The 20,949-nt window shown below is 60.8% G+C and carries 10 protein-coding genes; 9 read left to right on the plus strand and 1 reads right to left on the minus strand.

The genetic code is table 11. The features are described 5' to 3' along the window. Positions 1-47 precede the first annotated feature (47 nt). Positions 48-1,451 (minus strand): inorganic phosphate transporter, encoded by a 1,404-nt coding sequence (locus tag Q4S41_RS04570; protein ID WP_305029929.1) that lies wholly within the window; start codon positions 1,449-1,451, stop codon positions 48-50. Between the two features lie 302 nt (positions 1,452-1,753). Here Q4S41_RS04570 and Q4S41_RS04575 point away from each other — a divergent pair, with 302 nt between their 5' ends. From Q4S41_RS04575 to rnr, 9 genes are all read left to right on the plus strand, one after another. Further along, positions 1,754-3,256, plus strand: coding sequence for a glycine--tRNA ligase (locus tag Q4S41_RS04575; protein WP_305029930.1), 1,503 nt, complete (start codon positions 1,754-1,756; stop codon positions 3,254-3,256). A 216-nt stretch (positions 3,257-3,472) separates the two neighbouring features. Beyond that, positions 3,473-7,708: a DUF7948 domain-containing protein gene (locus tag Q4S41_RS04580; protein ID WP_305029931.1), complete on the plus strand. Its 4,236-nt coding sequence runs from the start codon at positions 3,473-3,475 to the stop codon at positions 7,706-7,708. Between the two features lie 124 nt (positions 7,709-7,832). Then, positions 7,833-10,277 carry an efflux RND transporter permease subunit gene (locus tag Q4S41_RS04585; protein WP_305029932.1) on the plus strand — a complete coding sequence of 815 codons (2,445 nt, stop codon included), beginning with the start codon at positions 7,833-7,835 and terminating at the stop codon, positions 10,275-10,277. A gap of 167 nt (positions 10,278-10,444) precedes the next feature. Continuing rightward, entirely contained in the window at positions 10,445-13,975 is a 3,531-nt protein-coding gene (ileS, locus tag Q4S41_RS04590) for an isoleucine--tRNA ligase (RefSeq protein ID WP_305029933.1), read from the plus strand. A gap of 167 nt (positions 13,976-14,142) precedes the next feature. After that, positions 14,143-14,814 (plus strand): lipoprotein signal peptidase, encoded by a 672-nt coding sequence (locus Q4S41_RS04595; protein ID WP_305029934.1) that lies wholly within the window; start codon positions 14,143-14,145, stop codon positions 14,812-14,814. A 174-nt stretch (positions 14,815-14,988) separates the two neighbouring features. After that, complete coding sequence (locus Q4S41_RS04600; protein ID WP_305029935.1) at positions 14,989-15,657, plus strand: lipoprotein signal peptidase; 669 nt, start codon at positions 14,989-14,991, stop codon at positions 15,655-15,657. 98 nt (positions 15,658-15,755) lie between these two features. Continuing rightward, on the plus strand, positions 15,756-16,166 hold the full coding sequence (locus Q4S41_RS04605) for a hypothetical protein (RefSeq protein ID WP_305029936.1): 411 nt from the start codon (positions 15,756-15,758) through the stop codon (positions 16,164-16,166). 27 nt (positions 16,167-16,193) lie between these two features. Further along, entirely contained in the window at positions 16,194-18,098 is a 1,905-nt protein-coding gene (locus tag Q4S41_RS04610; protein WP_305029937.1) for an ABC transporter ATP-binding protein, read from the plus strand. Positions 18,099-18,457: 359 nt separating this feature from the next. Continuing rightward, positions 18,458-20,941 (plus strand): ribonuclease R, encoded by a 2,484-nt coding sequence (gene rnr / locus Q4S41_RS04615; protein ID WP_305029938.1) that lies wholly within the window; start codon positions 18,458-18,460, stop codon positions 20,939-20,941. The last annotated feature ends 8 nt before the right edge of the window (positions 20,942-20,949 follow it).

A 20,949-nucleotide genomic window follows, 5' to 3' on the forward strand; every position in this document is an offset into this window, starting at 1 on the left:
CCCCGTTGAAGGGCAGCCTTTTTCGTGTTTTAGCGAGTAAGGTTCAGCTAGTCCAGCACCGCGCGGAACAGCAGAAAAAGCAGGCCCGAGAGTACCATCGTGACGGGCAGCGTGAGCACCCAGGCCAGGGCGATGTTGCGCACCATGCCGGGGTTGATGTTCTTCACGCCGCGGCTGGCCACCATGCTGCCCGCGATGCTGGAGGTGAGCACGTGCGTAGTGGAGGAAGGCAGGCCGAACTGCGTGCTCACGCCAATCATGGCGGCGGCCACCAGCTCGGAGCTGGCGCCCTGGGCATAACTCAGGTGCTCCTTGCCGATGCGCTCGCCGATGGTTTTCACGATGCGCTGCCAGCCAATCATGGTGCCCACGGCCAGCGAAAGGCTCACCATCAGCAGCACCCACCAGGGGGCGTAGTCGGTGAAGGTTTTCATTTGCTTGGTGGCATCGTCGTAGGTTTTGCGGTCGGCGGTGCTCAGGCTCACTTTCTCGGAGCCGAGGAGCTTTTTGGCGCGGTTGGTGAGCAGCAGCACATCGCGGCGGATTTCGAAGCGCGTTTGCTGCGGCAGCTGCTTGATGTCGGTTTTGCCTTCGAAAATCCGGTCGAGGTCGGCGGTTTCGGCTTGGATTTCGGCCAGGTTTTTTTGGTCGTCGGGGCTGAGCTCGGCGGGGTTGACGCGGCTCATTACGTACTCTACTTTGGTGAGGGACTCGCGCAGGTCGAGCGGGTTTTTGGTTTCATCGAGCGCGAAGCGGAAGGGCACGATGCCAATCAGAATCAGCATTACGAGGCCCACCCCCTTCTGCCCGTCGTTCGAGCCGTGAAAGAAGCTCACCAGCGTGCAGGTGGTGATGAGCAGCAAGCGAATCCAGAGAGGCGGGGGCTTGCGCTTGTGCGGCTCCTTGAAGATGGCCTTGCTAGGCGAAAAGCGCTTGAACAGGAACATCATGCCAATGGTGAGGGCGAAACCCAGCAGCGGGCCCACCAGCAGGGCAATGCCCGTTTCGCCGGCTTTGCTCCAGTTCACGGCCGCCCCGCGCGAACCCGGCAGCAGCGAAAACGCAATGCCCACGCCCAGAATTGACCCAATGAGGGCGTGCGAGCTCGACGCCGGAATGCCGTAGTACCAGGTGCCCACGTTCCAGATAATGGCGGCCAGAATGAGCGCGCCCACCATGGCGATACCGTGGTACACGTTCTGGTCGACCAGCGTTTCGACGGGCAGCAGGTAGATGATGCCCATGGCCACGCCAATACCGCCGGCAAATACGCCGATGAAGTTCCAGAACGCCGACCAGATAACCGCTACCCACGGCCGCAGCGCATTGGTGTAGATAACGGTGGCCACGGCATTGGCCGTGTCGTGAAAGCCATTCACGAACTCAAACGCGCAGGCGGCCAGCAGGCACAGGCCGAGAAGCAGAAGTACGTGAGGTTCTAAACCAAACATAAAAGGCGGTTTTGTGGGAAATTGATTGTAATCATGGGTCAAAGGTAGGGAGGTAGCTTACAGACGCTATGTTACCGAATTGTGACGTGAGCAGTAAGCAGCGTTGAACTGAAACGTCAAGCTGAGCGCAGCCGAAGCATCTCTACCGCAGTAGTAAACCAATCGAATGAAATACGTTGTGCGGTAGAGATGCTTCGGCTGCGCTCAGCTTGACGTTCTTTTACTTGCTTGGTAAAGTGCCGGATTTCGCGCCTTGTACGCGCAAGTTTCGGCTTCCGCCGGACCGGCCTACTTTTGTGGGTATGAACCCAGCATCTGAACCCGCGCAACTCAAGGACATTGTGGCCCACGCCAAGGAATACGGCTTCGTGTTCCAGTCATCGGAAATCTACGACGGCCTGGCCGCCGTGTACGACTACGGCCCCAACGGCGTGGAGCTGAAAAACAACCTCAAGCGCCTCTGGTGGGACGCCATGACCCAACTGCACGGCAACGTGGTAGGCATCGACGCGGCCATTTTCATGGACCCGCGCACTTGGGAAGCCAGCGGCCACATCGCCGGTTTCAACGACCCGCTCATCGATAACCTCGACAGCAAAAAGCGCTACCGCGCCGACGTGTTGCTCGAAGAAAAAGCCGCCGAATACGAAAACGCCGGCAACCCCGCCCGCGGCGCTGCCCTCACCGCCGAGATGGGCCGCCTGCTCACGGCCAACGACCTGGCCGGCGTGCGCCAGCTCATCCTCGACGAGAAAATCGTCTGCCCCATCTCGAAAACCGGCAACTGGACCGAGGTGCGCCAGTTCAACCTGATGTTCTCGACCCAAGGTTCGGCCGTGGACTCGGAAGCGCCGCCCGTGTACCTGCGCCCCGAAACGGCCCAGGGCATTTTTGTCAACTTTCTGAACGTGCAGAAATCGGCCCGCATGAAGATTCCCTTCGGCATTGCCCAAATCGGCAAAGCCTTCCGGAACGAGATTGTGGCCCGGCAGTTCATCTTCCGGATGCGGGAGTTTGAGCAGATGGAGATGCAATTCTTCGTGCGCCCCGGCACCGAAGGCGAGTGGTACGACACCTGGAAAGCCTCGCGCCGCAAGTTCCACGAGGCGCTGGGCCTGCCGGCCGCCAAGCTGCGCTACCACGACCACGACAAGCTGGCCCACTACGCCAAGGCGGCTGTGGATATCGAATACGAATTTCCTTTCGGCTTCAAGGAAATGGAGGGCATCCACTCGCGCGGCGACTTCGACCTGACCCAGCACCAGAACCTGAGCCGCAAAAAGCAGCAGTACTTCGACGCCGACATTGACCCCACCACCGGCAAGGCCTACGGCAACTACGTGCCCTTCGTGGTGGAAACTTCGGTGGGCGCCGACCGCCTGTTCCTGGCCACGCTCTGCAACGCCTACCAGGAAGAAACCATCACGGAAGGCGAGGGCGACACCCAGACCACCAAAACGCGCACCGTGCTGAAGCTGCACCCCGCCGTGGCCCCGGTGAAAGCCGCCATTTTCCCGCTGGTGCGCAAAGACGGCATGCCTGAGAAGGCCCAGGAAATCTTCGACGCGCTGAAGTTCGACTTCCGCCTCGTGCTGGAGGAGCGCGACGCCATCGGCAAGCGCTACACCCGCCAGGACCTCATCGGCACGCCCTTCTGCATCGTGGTGGATGGCCAGACGCTGGAAGACGAAACCGTGACCGTGCGCCACCGCGACTCCCGTGAGCAAACCCGCATGCCCATTTCGGAGCTGCGCAGCTACATCGGCGAGGCGGTGAGCTTCCGCCGGATTTTTGAGCAGCTATAGGCCGTACGGTAGCTAACGCCAGCGAAAAGCCCCGGTCCCGAAGAAATTCGGGGCCGGGGCTTTTTTGTGAGCAGCAATGGCGCAGTATTTGATGAACGTTTGGTGAAGAATAAATCGGGAATAATGGCCCTTAACAGGCAATCCAGCGCCGGATTGCCTGCGAAAGTCATTAGCTACCTCCTTCAATAATCCACACTCCATTTATTTTTTTACTGCATGTCCAAATCTACTTTGGTTGGGCTCCGCATCCGCGGAGCTTTGTTTTTGATGGGAATCGGCGGCCTGGCTCAGGCCGCATCCCGGCCGGCCACCGAGCCGGTAGCGGCTCATCCGCAAACGGTATCGGCCACGCAGGAGCCCGGCGGCCAATTTGTGCAAAACCGCAAGCAGTGGCCCGACCAGGTGCTTTATGCCGTGGACGTGCCCATGGGTAAGCTGTTTTTGGGCAAAAACAAGCTGACCCACGCCCTCTACGACGTGCACCAGGCCGATGAGTTTCAGCACCACGGCGCGCCCGCCAATGCCCGGCTCAAAGCCCACGCCTACTCCGTCACCTTCGACCGGGCCAACCCGAACCCGACCATCGAAACCAGCGGCAAGGTGCCCACGGAGCGCAACTATTTCCTCGGCAACGACCCCAAGCTGTGGGCCACGCACGTGCCCGCCTTCGCGGAGGTGCGCTACGGCCAGCTTTACCCCGGCACCGACCTGCGGGTGTACAGCCAGAAAAACTCGCTGGAATACGACTTTGAGCTGGCGCCCCAGGCCGACCCCGCCCGCATCCGGCTGCGCTACGATGGCGCCGACCGCCTGCGCTTGGCCGAGGATGGCGCCCTGCGCATCACCACTTCGGTGGGCGAGGTGATGGAGCAGCGCCCCTACGCCTACCAGGTGGTGAACGGCCAGCGCAAAGCCGTGCCCTGCCATTTCCAGCTGAAAGGCCAGGTGGTGACCTTTGCGCTGCCCGCGGGCTACGACCACGACCAGCCGTTGGTTATCGACCCGGTGCTGGTGTATTCCACCTACTCGGGCTCGACGGCCAGCAACTACGGCTACACGGCCACCTACGACTCGGTGGGCAATCTGTACGCGGGCGGCGTGGTATTCGCCCAGGGCTTCCCGGTGACCACCGGGGCTTATGACGTGAGTTTCTCGAGCCTTCGCGATATGGGCATTCTCAAGTTTAACCCGACTGCCGCGACGCCCGCCGCCTCGCTGCTGTATGCTACCTACATCGGGGGCACGGGCACCGACCACCCCCACAGCATGATTGTGGACCACGCCGGCAACCTGGTCATTCTGGGCTCTACGGATGCCAATTCGTTTCCTACCACCAGCGGCGCCTACGACGTTTCTCACAACGGCGGGACCGATATTGTGCTCTGCAAGCTCAACAACAGCGGCAGTACCCTAATGGCTTCCACATTCATCGGCGGCAGCGCTGGCGATGGCCAAACCATTGGCACGCTGCAAAAAAACTACGGCGACAACTACCGGGGCGACGTGCAGGTCGACGCCCAAAACAACGTGTATTTCACGTCCGTGACCCAATCCAGCACCTTTCCGGTGGTGGGGGGCTTCCAAACCACGTTTGGGGGCGCCAGCGATGCCGTGGTGGGCAAGCTGAACACCACGCTCAGCACTTTGCAGTGGAGCTCGTTTCTGGGCGGCACGGGCGATGAGTCGGGCTTTTCGCTGCAGGTCGACAGCGTGCGTAATGTGTTTGTGAGCGGCGGCAGCACCAGCACCACCCTGTCCGGCACGGTCGGCAGCGCCGGACCCAGCACCCACGGCGGCACCGAAGGCTTTGTGGCCTACATTGCGGCCAGCGGCAACACGCTGCGGCGCACGGCCTATCTGGGCACGTCGGGCTACGACCAGGCGTATTTCGTGCAAATTGACCGCGCCGGCGCCGTTTATGTCCTGGGCCAAACCGATGGCACCTACCCGGTGACTGCCGGCAAGTATTCGGTCACGAATTCGCGCCTGTTTATTCACAAGCTGAACCACGACCTGACCACCTCGCTGTTTTCGACGCGGGTGGGGGCACCGGCTACCACTGGCGTCAATTTTTCGCCCACGGCTTTTCTGGTCGATAACTGCGGCCAGCTACTGTTGTCGGCCTGGGGCGGCTCGTTCAGTCTGGGGTCCATTACGGGGGCACCCACTACGCCCGGCGCCATTCTGTCCACGCCCACGGGCGGGTCGTTCTACCTCATGCAGCTGGCCGCCGATGCCACCAGCCTGGTGTACGGGTCGTATTTCGGCACCAGCTCCCCCCACGTTGATGGCGGCACTTCGCGCTTCGACAAGCGCGGCATCATCTACCAGTCGATGTGCGTGAACGGCGGCCTCACCACCACGCCCAACGCGTATTCGGCCACCAACCGCGGCGGCTACAACAACGCGGCCTTCAAGATGGATATTCTGCAGCTGCAGGCCTCTTTTGTGCAGTCGACCACGCCTACCGGACCGAATATTCGCCGGGGCTGTGCGCCCCTGCTGGTGTATTTCCGCCCGGCCAGCCAGGCCGGCACCAACCTCAACTGGCAGTTCGGCGACGGCGGCACTTCTACCCAAACCACCGGGGTGAGCCACCTCTACAGCACGCCGGGCCGCTACGTGGTGCACCTCACGGTGCTGGACCCCAACGCTTGCCTGCAAAACCGCACCGCCACCGACACCGTCGAGGTATACGCCGTGCCCACCTTTCAGCCCAGCGCCGACCGCACCATATGCCGGGGCACCTCGACTACGCTCACGGCCGGCCCATCCGTGGCGGGCATCACCTACGCCTGGAGCCCGGCTACGGGCCTAAGCAGCGCCACTGGCGCCACCGTCACGGCCACGCCCACCGCTACCACAACATATTACCTGACAGCTACTTCGCTAGGTGGCTGCTCGGTGCGCGATACGGTGGTGGTGCGGGTGCGTCCGGACCTGCAGGTGGCCTTCACGCCGCTGGCCACGGCTACGGGCACGGCGGCCGTGCGCGCGGGCTGCGCGCCGCTGAACCTATTCTTCCGCCGCGACACGCCGCAGGCCGGCACCAGCCTGCAGTGGAACTTCGGCGACGGCACCACCTCGGCCCAGGCCGGCGTGGTGAGCCACGTCTTTGCCAACCCCGGCCGCTACGCCGTGCGCCTGACCGTGAACGACACTTCGGCCTGCCCCGTCACCCGCACCGTGACCGACACTGTGACGGTATATGCCGTGCCGACTGCTCTGGCTGGCGTCAACCGCACCATTTGCGAAGGCACCTCCACTACACTCACGGCTGGCAATGCCGGAGTGGCGGGTACCACTTTCCGGTGGGCTCCGGCCACAGGCCTGAGCAGCGCCAGCGGCGCCACCGTCACGGCCACGCCGACCGTTACTACTACCTACACGCTCACGGCCACCGGGCCCGGTGGTTGCACCAGCCAGTCGACGGTGCTGGTGCGGGTGCGCCCGGCCTTGCAGGTGGCCTTCACGCCGCTGGCCACGGCTACGGGCACGGCGGCCGTGCGCGCGGGCTGCGCGCCGCTGAACCTATTCTTCCGCCGCGACACGCCGCAGGCCGGCACCAGCCTGCAGTGGAGCTTCGGCGACGGCACCACCTCGGCCCAGGCCGGCGTGGTGAGCCACGTCTTTGCCAACCCCGGCCGCTACGCCGTGCGCCTGACCGTGAACGACACTTCGGCCTGCCCCGTCACCCGTACCGTGATTGATACGGTGACCGTGTACGCCGTGCCAGTGGCCCTGGCCGGCGCCAACCAGGCCATCTGTTTGGGAGCATCGGCGCAGCTGGCCGCTGGCAATGCCGGAGTGCCGGGCACTACGTTCCGCTGGTCGCCAGCCGCGGGCCTGAGCACCACCACCGGGGCCCGCGTCACGGCCACGCCGGTCAGCACCACCACCTACACGCTCACGGCCACCGGGCCCGGCGGTTGCACCAGCCAGTCGTCGGTGGTGGTGCAGGTGAATCCGCAGCCTGTGGCCGCGCCGGGAGCTGATGTGCGGGAGGTCTTTACGGGGACGCCCCTAGCCTTTACCAACGCCAGCACCAGCGCCACCGATTACCTATGGAGCTTCGGCGATGGGCAAACGAGCACCGCCGCCACGCCTACGCATGCCTACGAGCAGCCCGGCGATTATCAGGTGCGGCTGTTGGCCAAAGCCGGCACCACCGGCTGCACCGATGAGAAAACGCTGACCATTGTGGCTCGGAAATATGAGCTGCCCAACGTCATTACCCCCAACAATGACGGCAAAAACGACACATTCAAGCCTTTCGTGAGCTTCGCTCCGGTTGATGTGAAAATCTACAACCGTTGGGGCCGGCAGGTGTACGAAAAGACCAATTACGTGAATGGCTGGGGCGACGAAAACACCCCCAACGGCATTTACTATTTCCTGCTGAGCGGTGCCAACGGCGCGCAGTGGAAAGGCTGGCTGGAAGTCGTGCATTAGCCTTGAATTGCCGAACCGCTTCGGCGCAGAAAAGTGAAAAACCTCCCGGCCAGCGCCGGGAGGTTTTTTTGTAAATCCGCGCCCGCGCCGCCCTTGCGTAACTTTGCCTCTTAAGCAGGATTTTATGTGGGAAAAGCTCGCCGTCTTCATCATCCGTTTCCGTCTCTCGCTGGTCGCAATACTAGCCGTCATCACCGTCTTCATGGCCTACAAAGCCAAGGACGTGGAAATGACCTACGACTTCGCCCAGGTGGTGAGCGAGAAGGACCCGGACATGCTCTATTTCAAGCAGTTCAAGCGGACCTTCGGGGAAGACGGCAACGTGCTGGTTATCGGCCTGCAGGACAGCTCCATCTACAAGCTGGGTAATTTCAACGAGTTCCGGCAGCTGACCGATACCCTGGCCAAAGTGCAGGGCGTGAACGGCGTGCTCAGCGTGAGCAAGCTACTCAACATCACGAAGGACACGGCCAGCAACAGCTTTAAAGCGGCTCCCATTTTCAAGAACCCACCGCGCAGCCAAAAAGAACTCGACAGCCTGATGCGCGTGGTAAACAGCGTGGAGTTTTACAAAGGCCAGCTCATCAGCCCGAATACTGGGGCTACGCTGCTGGCCCTCACGATGGACCCGAAATTCCTGAATTCATCGAAGAGGCAGGCGGTGATGAACAACATTCTGGGCTTTGCGGCGCAGTTTGAGAAGAAAACGAGCATTAAGCTGCACTACGCCGGCCTGCCCTACGTGCGCTCCACGATGACGAGCAAGGTGGCCGGGGAGATGAAATTCTTCACCATCTTGGCCATGATTGTGACCGGGATTACGCTGCTGGTGTTCTTCCGGACGTGGTCGGCGGTGGTATTTCCGCTCATTGTGGTGGGCGTTACCGTTATCTGGTGCATCGGCTCGATTGTGCTGCTGGGCTTTAAAATCAACTTGTTGACTGGTCTGATTCCTAGCATCATTATCGTCATCGGCATTCCGAACTGCACCTACCTGCTCTCGCGCTACCACTACGACTACCGAAAATCGGGCAATCAGATGCTGGCCATGACGCGGGTCATCCGCAAAATCGGCCTCGTGACTTTGATGAACAACACGACCACCGCAGTGGGCTTCATCGTGTTTGCCTTCACGGATATCGCCATTCTCTACCAGTTTGGTCTGGTAGCGACTATTAACATTTTTGCGGCCTTCATCATCAGCTTCATCCTGATTCCGGCCGCCTTCACCTACCTGCCGCCACCCACGCCCAAGCAGCTGGAGCACCTTGATGCCGCGCCCCTCACCAAGCTGCTGGAGTTCTTCGACCACCTCGTGCTCGACCGTCGGCCCACCGTCTATATCGCCGCGTTGGTGCTGGTAGCGGGCGCCGCCATCGGCATCTCGCGCATCGAAGCCGTGTCGTACATGGTGGATGACTTGCCCAAGAAAAGCTCCGTAAACTCCGACCTGGCCTTTTTCGAAAGCCACTTCAACGGCGTAATGCCGCTGGAATTCGAAGTTGATACCCACAAGAAAAAGGGCCTATTCAAACTGAAAAACCTGGAGAAAATCGACCAGTTCGAGAAGTACCTGCGGACGCAGCCGGAACTGTCGCCGCCCGTCAGCCTCGTTACCTTCCTCAAGGCCAGCACTCAGGCATTCTACAACGGCAACCCGTCGTTTTACCGCCTGCCCGATAATTCGGAAAAGAACTTCATTCTGAGTGCCTTGGCTAACTCGGGCGGCTCCGCTGGCGGGGCGGGCATGAACAGCAAGCTGCTACATTCCTTCATGGACAGCACCAGCCAGAAGGCCCGTATCAGCCTGAAAATCGCTGACATCGGCTCCCAGAACCTGGACACGCTGATGAACACGAAAATCATCCCGGAGATGAATCGCATCTTCAAAGGCACGGGCATGGACATTCGCCCCACGGGCACGACCATTATCTTCACCAAGGGCAACGAATACGTCATTCACACCCTTCGCGACAGCCTTTTTATGGCCTTCGGGTTGGTGGGTCTGGTGGTACTCATCCTGTTCCGTTCGTTCAAAACGGTGCTTTTTGCGCTTATCCCCAATGCTGTCACGCTGATTCTCACGGCCGGCATCATGGGCTATTTCAACATCGCGCTCAAGCCCAGCACGGCCCTGATTTTCGTGATTGCGCTGGGGATTGATGGGGATAACTCCATCCATCTGCTGGCCAAATTCCGCCAGGAAATGGCGCTGAACGGCGGCCGGGTGCGCGAAGCCGTATCCGTGACGCTGAGCGAGGCGGGTACTAGCATGATATACACGAGCATCGTGTTGTTCGTGGGTTTCAGCATCTTCGCCTTCAGCGAATTTGGCGGTACCAAGGCACTGGGAATGCTAATGTCGGCGTCGCTGTTGATAACCAACTTCTCCAACCTGATACTGCTGCCTTCGCTGCTCGTGACATTTGAGCACGGCAAGGGCGACACGGATACCAACGCCCTCATCCGCCACTACGACGAGTCGTATCACGAGGAGGACGATGATGCCGACCTGAACCTGAAAGAAATGCACAAAGCCTCTGACTACGAAGGCGATTACTCGATTTAACTCAACTAGCGGACTCCTAAAGAACGTCAAATAAGGAACGTCATGCTGAGCGGAGCCGAAGCATCTCTACCGCGCAACTAATCCCGACGAGTGGGTTTACTATTGCGGTAGAGATGCTTCGGCTACGCTCAGCATGACGTTCTAAAGAATTGATAATAACCCAATTCATGAAATACCCCGAATACAAGCAGCCGCTCAACTACGGCCAGCTCGGCGAGGACATCCTCGCTTGGTGGAAGGAGCACGGCATCTTTGAAAAGAGCGTGAGCAGCCGGGAAGGCCAGCCCACGTTCGTGTTTTACGAAGGCCCCCCGTCGGCCAACGGCGCGCCCGGCATCCACCACGTGATGGCGCGCACGGTGAAGGACATTTTCGGCCGCTATCAGACGCTGCTGGGCAAGCAAGTGCCCCGCAAAGGCGGCTGGGACACCCACGGCCTGCCCATCGAGCTGCAGGTGGAGAAGGAGCTGGGCATCACGAAGGAGGACATCGGCAAGAAAATCAGCGTGGAGGACTACAACCAGCGCTGCAAGGAAACCGTCATGCGCTTCAAGGCGCAGTGGGACGACCTGACCGAGAAAATGGGCTACTGGGTCGACCTCAACGACCCCTACGTGACCTTCGAGCCGGAGTACATCGAAAGCTGCTGGGCGCTGCTCAAGAAGCTCTACGACAAAGGCTTGCTCTACAAGGGATACACCATCCAGCCGTACTCGCCGGCCGCTGGCACCGGCCTCTCGTCGCACGAGCTGAACCAGCCTGGCACCTACAAGGACGTGAAGGACACGACTGTGGTGGCGCAGTTCAAGGTGAAGCGGGATGAGAAGTCGGAGAAGCTTTTTGCCGGAATCACTGAACCTATTGGGGCTGAAGTTCCAATGGGCAGCTATGAAGTTAGAAATGCCGATGGCACCACAACCAAGACCGATACCACTGGAATTGGCTCAACAGGTGTTTACATCCTAGCTTGGACAACTACGCCTTGGACTCTGCCCGCTAATACTGGATTAGCAGTAGGCAAGAATATTCCCTACGTTGTTGTTGATACTTACAATCAATACACTAACCTGCCAGTTCGGGTGGTATTGGCGAAGGCGCTGCTGAGTAAATACTTCAGTGCGGTTATGCCACTTGACCAGATTACAGCTGGTAGCAAAGGCCCTATCGTAACCAGTGGGCCGATGGGTCAAACAGACAAAAAAGGTCTGCTTATCTGGTGGGAGGTTGTTGCCGAATTCACCGGCGCTGACCTCATCGACATCAAGTACGAGCGGCTGTTCGATTTCACGCCGTTTGAAGGCGAGGAGCGGGCTTTCCGCGTCATCAATGGCGATTTCGTGACCACGGAGGACGGCACGGGCATCGTGCACATCTCGCCCACGTTTGGCGCCGATGACTTCCGGGCCGCGCAGCTGGCCGACATCCCGGCGCTGATGGTGCCGGATGCCGAAGGCACGCTCGGCCCCATCGTGGACCGGACGGGCCGCTACGTGCCCCAAATGGGCGAATTTGCGGGCCGCTGGGTGAAAAACTACGACGGCCACGACGAAACCGGCGCCGACTATAAAACGCTGGACGAGAGCATCGTTATCAAGATGAAGGGCGACGGCACGGCCTTCAAAGTGGAGAAGTACGAGCACACCTACCCGCACTGCTGGCGCACCGACAAGCCCGTGCTCTACTACCCGCTCGATTCCTGGTTCATCAAGACCACGGCGGTGAAGGACCGGCTCATCGAGCTCAACAAAACCATCAACTGGAAGCCCGAAAGCACCGGCACCGGCCGCTTCGGCAACTGGCTGGAGAACCTGGTAGACTGGAACTTAAGCCGCTCGCGCTACTGGGGCACGCCGCTGCCCATCTGGCGCACCCAGGACCGCACGGAGGAAATCTGCATCGGCAGCATCGCCGAGCTGAAGGCGGAGATTGACAAGGCCGTGGCGGCCGAAATCATGACCCACAACCCCTACGCCAACGGCGAAAAAGTGGACCTGCACCGGCCCTACGTCGACGATATTTTCCTTGTCTCGCCCACCGGCCAGCCCATGTACCGCGAGCCCGACCTCATCGACGTGTGGTTCGACAGCGGCGCCATGCCCTACGCGCAGTGGCACTATCCGCTTGAAAACGAGGGCCAATTCCACAAGAATTTCCCCGCCGATTTCATTGCCGAAGGCGTAGACCAAACGCGCGGCTGGTTCTTCACGCTGCACGCCCTGGCCGTGATGCTGGAAGATTCGGTGGCCTTCAAAAACGTGATTGCCAACGGCTTGGTGCTCGCCAAAGACGGCCAGAAGATGAGCAAGCGCCTCGGCAACGCGGTCGACCCGTTTGCCACCATCAAGCAGTTCGGCCCAGATGCCACCCGCTGGTACCTCATCGCCAACGCGCCACCGTGGGACAACCTCAAGTTTGACCCGGCAGGAGTGACCGAAGTGCAGCGCCGCTTCTTCGGCACGCTCTTCAATACGTACTCGTTCTATGCGCTTTACGCGAATCTGGACGAGTTTCAGACCAGCGAATTCGACCGCGTGCCGCACGCCGAATTGAGCGAGCTGGACCGCTGGGTGCTGAGCAAATTGCAGTCGCTGATTGTGGAAGCGCGCGGGCACCTCGACAATTACGACCCCACGAAGGCCGCCCGCGCCATCCAGGATTTCGTGACCGACCAGCTCTCGAACTGGTACGTGCGCCTCTCGCGCCGCCGTTTCTGGAAAGGCGAACTCACTCAGGATAAGCGCGCTGCCTTCGAGACCCTGCAGGAATGCCTGGTGGTGGTGGCGCAGCTGATGTCGCCCATCGCGCCCTTCTTCGGCGAGTGGCTGTATAAGAACATGACCGACGGCATGCGCGCCGAGGCCGTGGCCAAAAACACGCCCCTGGCTCCCGAATCGGTGCACCTCACGCTGCTGGTGGAAGCCGACACGGCCCGCATCGACCCGAAGCTGGAGGAGCGCATGGAGCTGGCCCAGCGCATCAGCTCGCTGGCCCACTCGCTGCGCAAAAAGTCGGTGCTGAAGGTGCGCCAGCCCCTGCAGCGCATCCTGGTGCCGGTGCTGAACGACTCGACCAAGGAGCAAGTCGGCCTCGTGGAGGACCTGATTTGCGCCGAAATCAACGTGAAGCACATCGAATTTCTCGACGACGAGAGCGAAAGCGGCGTGCTGGTGAAGTCGGTGAAGCCCAATTTCAAGCGTCTCGGCCAGCAATACGGCCCGCGCCTGAAGGCCGTGGGCGCCCGCATTCAGCAGATGACGGCGGCCGAAATCTCGAAGCTGGAGAAGGAGGGAAGCCTCGCCGTGGAGGTCGATGGCCAGCCCATCACCCTGGCCCCCGACGATGTGGAAATCCGCACCGACGACCTGCCCGGCTGGCTCGTGGCCACCGACGGCCCCCTCACCGTGGCCCTCGACGTGACCCTGACCGACGAGCTGCGCCAGGAAGGCCTCGCCCGCGAGCTGGTGAACCGCCTCCAGAACCTGCGCAAAGACTCGGGCCTGGAAGTGCAGGACAAAATCCGCGTCACTTTGGCAGATGCACAGCCCGAGCTCACGGCCGCCGTGGCCGCGTTCGGCGACTACATCCGCACCGAAACGCAAGCCCTCACGCTCGACTTCGCGGCCGATGTGAACGGCGGCTCGGTGCTCGAATTTGATGACTACTCCGTGCCGGTGCATTTGGAAGTCGCAACTAGCTGATGCTGAAGGACTCGCCGGGAGGTGAAATCCCCGGCGAGTCCTCGGCCGCACAAACACTCAATAAGCTCGTCTTTGGTCGTACAAAACCTCAGACAATCAGTTGTAAAAGGTACAAAAGGACGGTAATAAAACAGGCCGTCGCTCCCGCCACTTTTGGCCCCGTCTGAATGCATCCAACGCTCACCACTCGCCAGCAAAACGCGGCTAAATTCTTCCTGCTGGCGCTGTTCGTCATTGCCATCGACCAACTCTCGAAGTGGGCCGTGCATACCTACATGCAGCCCGGCATGGCGGGCGAAATCCCGCTCATCGGCCACTGGGCCAAGCTGCACTACACGCTGAACCCCGGCATGGCCTTCGGCGCCGAGCTGCCCGCGCCGTATGGGAAGCTGGTGCTCAGCGGGTTTCGTCTGCTGGCCGTGTTTGGCCTGAGCTACTACATTATCCGCCTCTGCAAGCAGCGCGCCGCCGGCGGCTACATCGCCTGCATGGCCCTCATCCTCGGCGGCGCCGTGGGCAACCTGATTGACTCGGTTTTCTACGGCGTCATCTACGACAACGCGCCGTTTGGCTCGCCCACGCGCTGGTTCTACGGCCAGGTCATCGACATGCTCTACGTCGACATCTACGAAGGCTTCCTGCCCCAAAACTGGCCGCTGCTAGGAGGGAAGTACGTCTCGCTCTGGCCCATTTTCAACATCGCCGATTCCTCCATTTTCATCGGCGTAGCGTTGATTCTGCTCAATCAGAGCCGTTTTTTCAAGCAGGAAGAGCCCGTGGCTGTGACTGAGAAACACAGCGAGCCGCTGGTAGCTCCTGACTCGGAGAACCTGGGGTAGCGGCGCATCCTTGCACGAAAAGGAACGTCATGCAGAGCGCAGCGAAGCATCTCGCGTGTGGTAGTAACTCAATCGAATGGATTACTTCGGCACGCGAGATGCTTCGCTACGCTCTGCATGACGTTCTTTTGTGTTCTTTTTGCCCGCCAATCCCGCCCCCGGGCACCCTTCTAAATGCACCCAACGCTCACCACCCGCCAGCATTCTGCGGCTAAATTCTTCCTGCTGGCCCTGTTCATCATCGCCATCGACCAACTCTCGAAGTATTTGGTGCACAGCTACATGCAGCTCGGTTCGGCCGGCGAAATCCCGATTTTCGGCCAGTGGGCCAAACTCACTTACACGCTGAACCCCGGCATGGCCTTCGGGGCCGAACTGCCCGCGCCTTACGGCAAGCTGGTGCTCACCGGCTTCCGCATGCTGGCCGTGGGCGGGCTGATTTACTACATTATTCGCCTCTGCCGCCAGCGCGTGGCGGCCGGCTACATCGCCTGCATGGCCCTCATCCTCGGCGGCGCGGTCGGCAACCTGATTGACTCGATTTTTTACGGAATTATCTACAATAATGCCCCTGTAGGCTCGCCCACGCGCTGGTTTTACGGCCAGGTCATCGACATGATTTTCGTGCCGCTGTACGTGGGTTATTTCCCCAAATCCTGGCCCCTCATCGGCGGCTCGTACAGCAACGGTTTTCCCATCTTCAACATCGCCGACTCGTCCATCTTCATCGGCGTCGCCTTGATTCTGCTCAACCAAAGCCGCTTTTTCAACGAATCGCAGCCCGCAGCCGCTCCCAACGAGCCCCAGCCCCCAGTCGCTGCCGATGCTGAGAAGCTGGTGTAGTAGGGGAGAGGCCGGGGTATTGGCCGGTAATCGTAGAACGGTCATGCTGAGCGAAGTCGAAGCATCTCTACCGCTTCGCTGAGCTTTTACGCGTTATTATGGAACATCTACAAGCCTTCATCGAGTCATTTATTGCCAAGCGCTACAGAGACAAGTGGCTGCATAATGTTGCGCGTGCCAAGCCAAAGGATAACCTAGTCCGTGGCATGGATGCGCTTTACCGCGAACTAGACGAACGATATTGCGAGCAATTACCCAAGGGCAATCAGCAGCAGGAGATTTCATTCGTGCTGAAAGCTATTGCTGAATACAAACTGACGACGTGCTACGTATTGTCGTCCTACGAACCATTCAACCAGAAAACGATGCCCATTGGTGAGGCTCTGAGTGAAATCGTTGGCAGTAGCAGCACGACTATTATCTCGTTCCTGCCTGGTAAAGTGGCGTACTTTGAGGGCCACTCGATTGGTGACCGATACTTGTGCATCAAAAAGACGCCTAGCTACTAAATCAATTCCAGTATCATTTCTAGCCCCGTGCCCAACCCGCTGCTCACCGTTTCCAACCTCACCATTGACTTCTCCAGCCACCGCGGCGACGTGCGGGCCGTGGACAACGTGTCGTTTGAGCTGCACCGGGGCGAAACGCTGGCCATTGTGGGCGAGTCCGGCTCGGGCAAATCCGTGACGTCGCTGGCGCTGCTGGGGCTGATTCCTATGCCGCCCGGCCGCATTGCCAGCGGCCAGGCCATCTTCCAGTCCGAAAAGCTGGGCCAGACCGACCTGCTGAAGCTCTCCGAAACCGACCTGCGCCAGGTGCGCGGCAATGACATCGGCATGATTTTCCAGGAGCCGATGACCTCGCTGAACCCCGTGTACACCTGCGGCAGCCAAGTGGTGGAAGCCCTGCGCCTCCACACCGACCTCAATGAAGCCGCCGCCAAGGCCCGCACCATCGAGCTGTTCACCGAGGCCCAGCTTCCGCGCCCCGAAGCCATTTTCGGCAGCTACCCGCACGAAATCTCGGGCGGCCAGAAGCAGCGCGTCATGATTGCCATGGCCATGGCCTGCCGTCCGGCCCTGCTCATCGCCGACGAGCCCACCACGGCCCTCGACGTGACGGTGCAGGCCCGCATGCTGCGCCTGATTGACGACCTGCGCCGGCAGCACAACACCGCCGTGCTCTTCATCACCCACGACCTCGGCGTGGTGGCCGAAATTGCCGACCGCATTCTGGTCATGTACCGGGGCAAGGTCGTGGAACAGGGGAGGGTGCTGGATATTTTTTCAAATCCACAACATCCGTACACAAAAGGCCTTTTGGCGTGCCGTCCGCGCCTCTCGGTGGGCAAAAAACGCCTCCCCGTGGTGGCCGATTTCATGCGGGAAGACGCCAGCGGGCAACTTTTGGCCCAGACCGCGCCCGTGCTTCCGCTGCCAGATGAGGCACTTGCAGAATCTTCGCCCGAAGTGGAGGCCCAGCAGTTACACGATAAAATCGAAACCGCCAAAACGTTCCCCGTGGAACATGGCGTTTTGGGGGATGTTCCACGCCCTGCCGAGCTTACTTCGGCGCCCGTTGCCGCGCCCGTCGTGGCCGCCGCGCCCAACGATTCGGAACCTCTTCTCCAGGTTCAGAACCTCCAGGTCTACTTCCCGCTCCGCAAGGGCTTCTTCCGCCGCGCCACCGATTACGTGCGGGCCGTCGACAACGTCAGCTTCACGCTCTACCCCGGCGAAACCATCGGCCTCGTGGGCGAGTCGGGCTGCGGCAAGACCACGCTGGGCCGTGCGCTGCTCCGCCTCACGGAACCAACAGCGGGCAGCATCCTGTTTGAAGGGACCGATTTGGCGAAGCTGTCGAGCGGTGACTTGCGCCGCCGTCGGCGCGATTTGCAGCTGGTGTTCCAGGACCCCTACGCGGCCCTCAACCCGATGCTGACCGTGGGCGAGGCCATCTGGGAGCCGATGCGGGTGCACAACGTGGGCGGCACCCGCCAGCAGCAAAAGGCGAAAGTGCTGGAGCTGCTGCGCACCGTGGGGCTGCGCGATGAGCATTTCCAGCGCTACCCGCACGAGTTCAGCGGCGGGCAGCGGCAGCGCATCTGCATTGCCCGGGCGCTGGCCTTGCAGCCCAAATTGATTGTCTGCGACGAGTCGGTTTCGGCCCTCGACGTCTCGGTACAGGCGCAGGTCCTGAACCTGCTCAACGACCTCAAACGCGAGTTCGGCATCACCTATCTTTTCATCACGCACGACCTGTCCGTGGCCCGGTTTATGAGCGACCGGCTGCTGGTCATGCACCAGGGCCGCATCGTGGAAAGCGGCCCGGCGGCGGCCATCTACGCCGCTCCCCAACACGAATACACCCAAGGCCTGCTAGCCGCCATCCCAAAGGACAGCCTGGCCGACATCGAAGCCGCCGTAGCTAGCCGGGCGTAAGCCGTGCTGTAGCGTGGACTTTTAGTCCGCGCCGAAACGACACTTTGTGCTCTCAGGCTCGGAGTTAGTTTCTGGAATTTTATGTTCTAGCATTGCTGACTCGCGGACTAAAAGTCCGCGCTACTCCGCGCTTGCCTCAATACCTTGCGCCGCCAGACGCTACTTAAGCAGCGCTGACGAAGCTCCAGATTCTGGCAACTACTGCGTCAATCCCAACCCCGCGCGGACTCGCAGAGTCCACGCTACAACCTCCCGGCCCGGCCCGCGTTTCATGAAGCGGCGCGGCCCAGCCAGCCACTCATTTTTCCGCTCTCGCCGCCTGCGACCAAACCACTTTTCGGCGGCCACTTTTTACCCAAATGAATACCCCCGAAAACTCCCGGGCTCCCCGCGCCAAGCGCGAAAAGCCCGAACCCGCGGCCATCACCCAAGACCAAGTCCTGCGCGTCTTCGCCGACAACCCCACCAAAGTCCTCGCCTATCGCCAGCTCTCGCGCCGCCTCGGCGTCACGACCAAGGGCCAGCGCGAGGAGATTTTTGCCCACATCAAGGTGCTGCGCAAAAACGGCCTCATTACGCTGCTCCAAAACGACGAATACCGCCTCGCCGATGCGGACGCCGTGGCAGCGGCCTTGATGCCGTCCAGCGCCAAAAAATCAACCAAAAAAGGCGACTCGCCCATCGCCCCGCCCCGCAACCGTTCGGTGCAGGCCGAGTTCGGCCAGGACCCCATTGTGCACCGCCGCCGCTCGGCCGGCTTCGACTACGTGGACGGCGACGACCGCCCCGAGCGCGCCCCGTCGAACACCGTCATCGGCACCGTCGATTTGGCCACGCCCAACTTCGCCTTCGTGGTGCCGGAGGGCACGGGCGAGCACGACGACATCCGCGTGTTCACCGACCAGCTCAAGTTTGCCTTGCAGGGCGACGTGGTGCGGGTGCGCCTGCGCAGCGGCTCGCGCGACGGCCGGCCGATGGGCGACGTGGTAGAAGTGCTCAAACGCGTGCGCCCCGAAATCGTGGGCCGCATCCAGATTCAGGGCACGCTCGGCTTCGTGAAGCCCGACAACCGCAAGGTCTATTTCGATGTGTTTGTGCCGCCACATTTGCTGCACGAGTCGCGCAACGGCGACAAGGTGCTGGTGCGCATCAACGAGTTTCCGGAGGACAGCAGCCGGCAGCCGGTGGGCGAGGTCATCCGCAACTTCGGCGCGGCCGGCGGCAACGAGGCCGAGATAAACGCCATCATGGCCGAGTTCGGCTTGCCCTTCGAATTCCCCTCGGAAGTGGAGGAGGAATCGGAAGGCATCAGCGAGGTGATTGCGGAGGATGAAATTGCCCGCCGCCGCGACTTCCGCAACATTACCACCTTCACCATCGACCCCGCCGACGCCAAGGATTTCGATGATGCCCTGAGCATTCAGAAGCTGGAAAACGGCCATTGGGAAATCGGCGTGCACATCGCCGACGTCACCCACTACGTGCGCCCCGGCACCGAACTGGAGCGCGAGGGCAAGCACCGCGCCACCTCGGTTTACCTGGTCGACCGCGTGATTCCGATGCTGCCCGAGCGCCTCTCGAACGGCCTCTGCTCGCTGCGCCCGCACGAGGACAAGCTGACCTTTTCGGCCGTGTTCGAGCTCGATGAAAACGGCAAGCTCTACGAGTCGTGGTTCGGCAAAACCATCATTCACTCCGACCGCCGCTTCAGCTACGAGGAGGCCCAGGAGCGCATCGAAAGCAAGGAGGGCGACTACACCGAGGAGATAAATCTGATGAACGGCATCGCGCATAAGCTGTGTGCGCTGCGCTTCAAGCAGGGCGCCATCACCTTCGAAACCCAGGAGGTGAAGTTCCGGCTCGACGAAAACGGCAAGCCCCTCGGCGTGTATGTGAAGGAGCGGAAGGACGCCCACAAGATGATTGAGGAGTTCATGCTGCTGGCCAATCGCAAGGTGGCCGAGTTCGTGTTCAACCTCAAAAAGACCAAGCCGCGCTTCACCATGGTGTACCGCACCCACGACGCACCCGAGCCCGAACGCCTCCAAACCTTCGCCCTCTTCGCCCAGAAATTCGGCTACAAGCTCAAGCTCGAAAACCCGAAAAAAATCAGCACCGAACTCAACAACCTCAGTTCCGAGGTGATGGGCAAGCCCGAGCAAAACGTGCTGCAGGGCCTGGCCATTCGCACCATGAGCAAGGCCATCTACACCACCGAGCCGCTCGGCCACTTCGGCCTAGCATTCGACCATTACTCGCACTTCACCTCGCCCATCCGCCGCTACCCCGACATGATGGCCCACCGCCTACTGGAGCACTACCTCCTCGGCGGCAAGAACGTGGCCGTCGAGCCCGTGGAAGAAGAGTGCAAGCACTCCTCGGCTCGCGAAAAACTGGCGGCCAACGCCGAGCGCGCCAGCATCAAATTCAAGCAGGTCGAGTTCATGGCCGATGAAATCGGCAACGTCTTCAAGGGCGTGGTGTCGGGCCTGACGGAGCGCGGCATGTACATCGAAATCGAGGAGAACAAGTGCGAGGGCATGGTCCGCATCAGCGACATTCCCGGCGACGAGTACGAGCTCGACAAGGACAACTACCGCATCGTGGGCCGCCGCAACAAGCGCATCATCCAGTTCGGCGACGAGATGATGGTGGTCGTAAAATCCGCCAACCTGCTCGACCGCACCATCGACTTCGAGCTGGTCGACGACCGCCCCGACCATGTGAAAAAGCGCGAAGCCGACGAGCGCAAGCAGCGCGGCAGCGAGCCTCGCGGCTACCGCGACCATAGTGGCGGGAAGGGTGGAAGTAAGGGTGGCCACAAGGGCGGCAAGCGCCGCTAGCCGTCGCC

The organism is Hymenobacter convexus, from assembly GCF_030580955.1.
Classification (GTDB): Bacteria; Bacteroidota; Bacteroidia; order Cytophagales; family Hymenobacteraceae; genus Hymenobacter.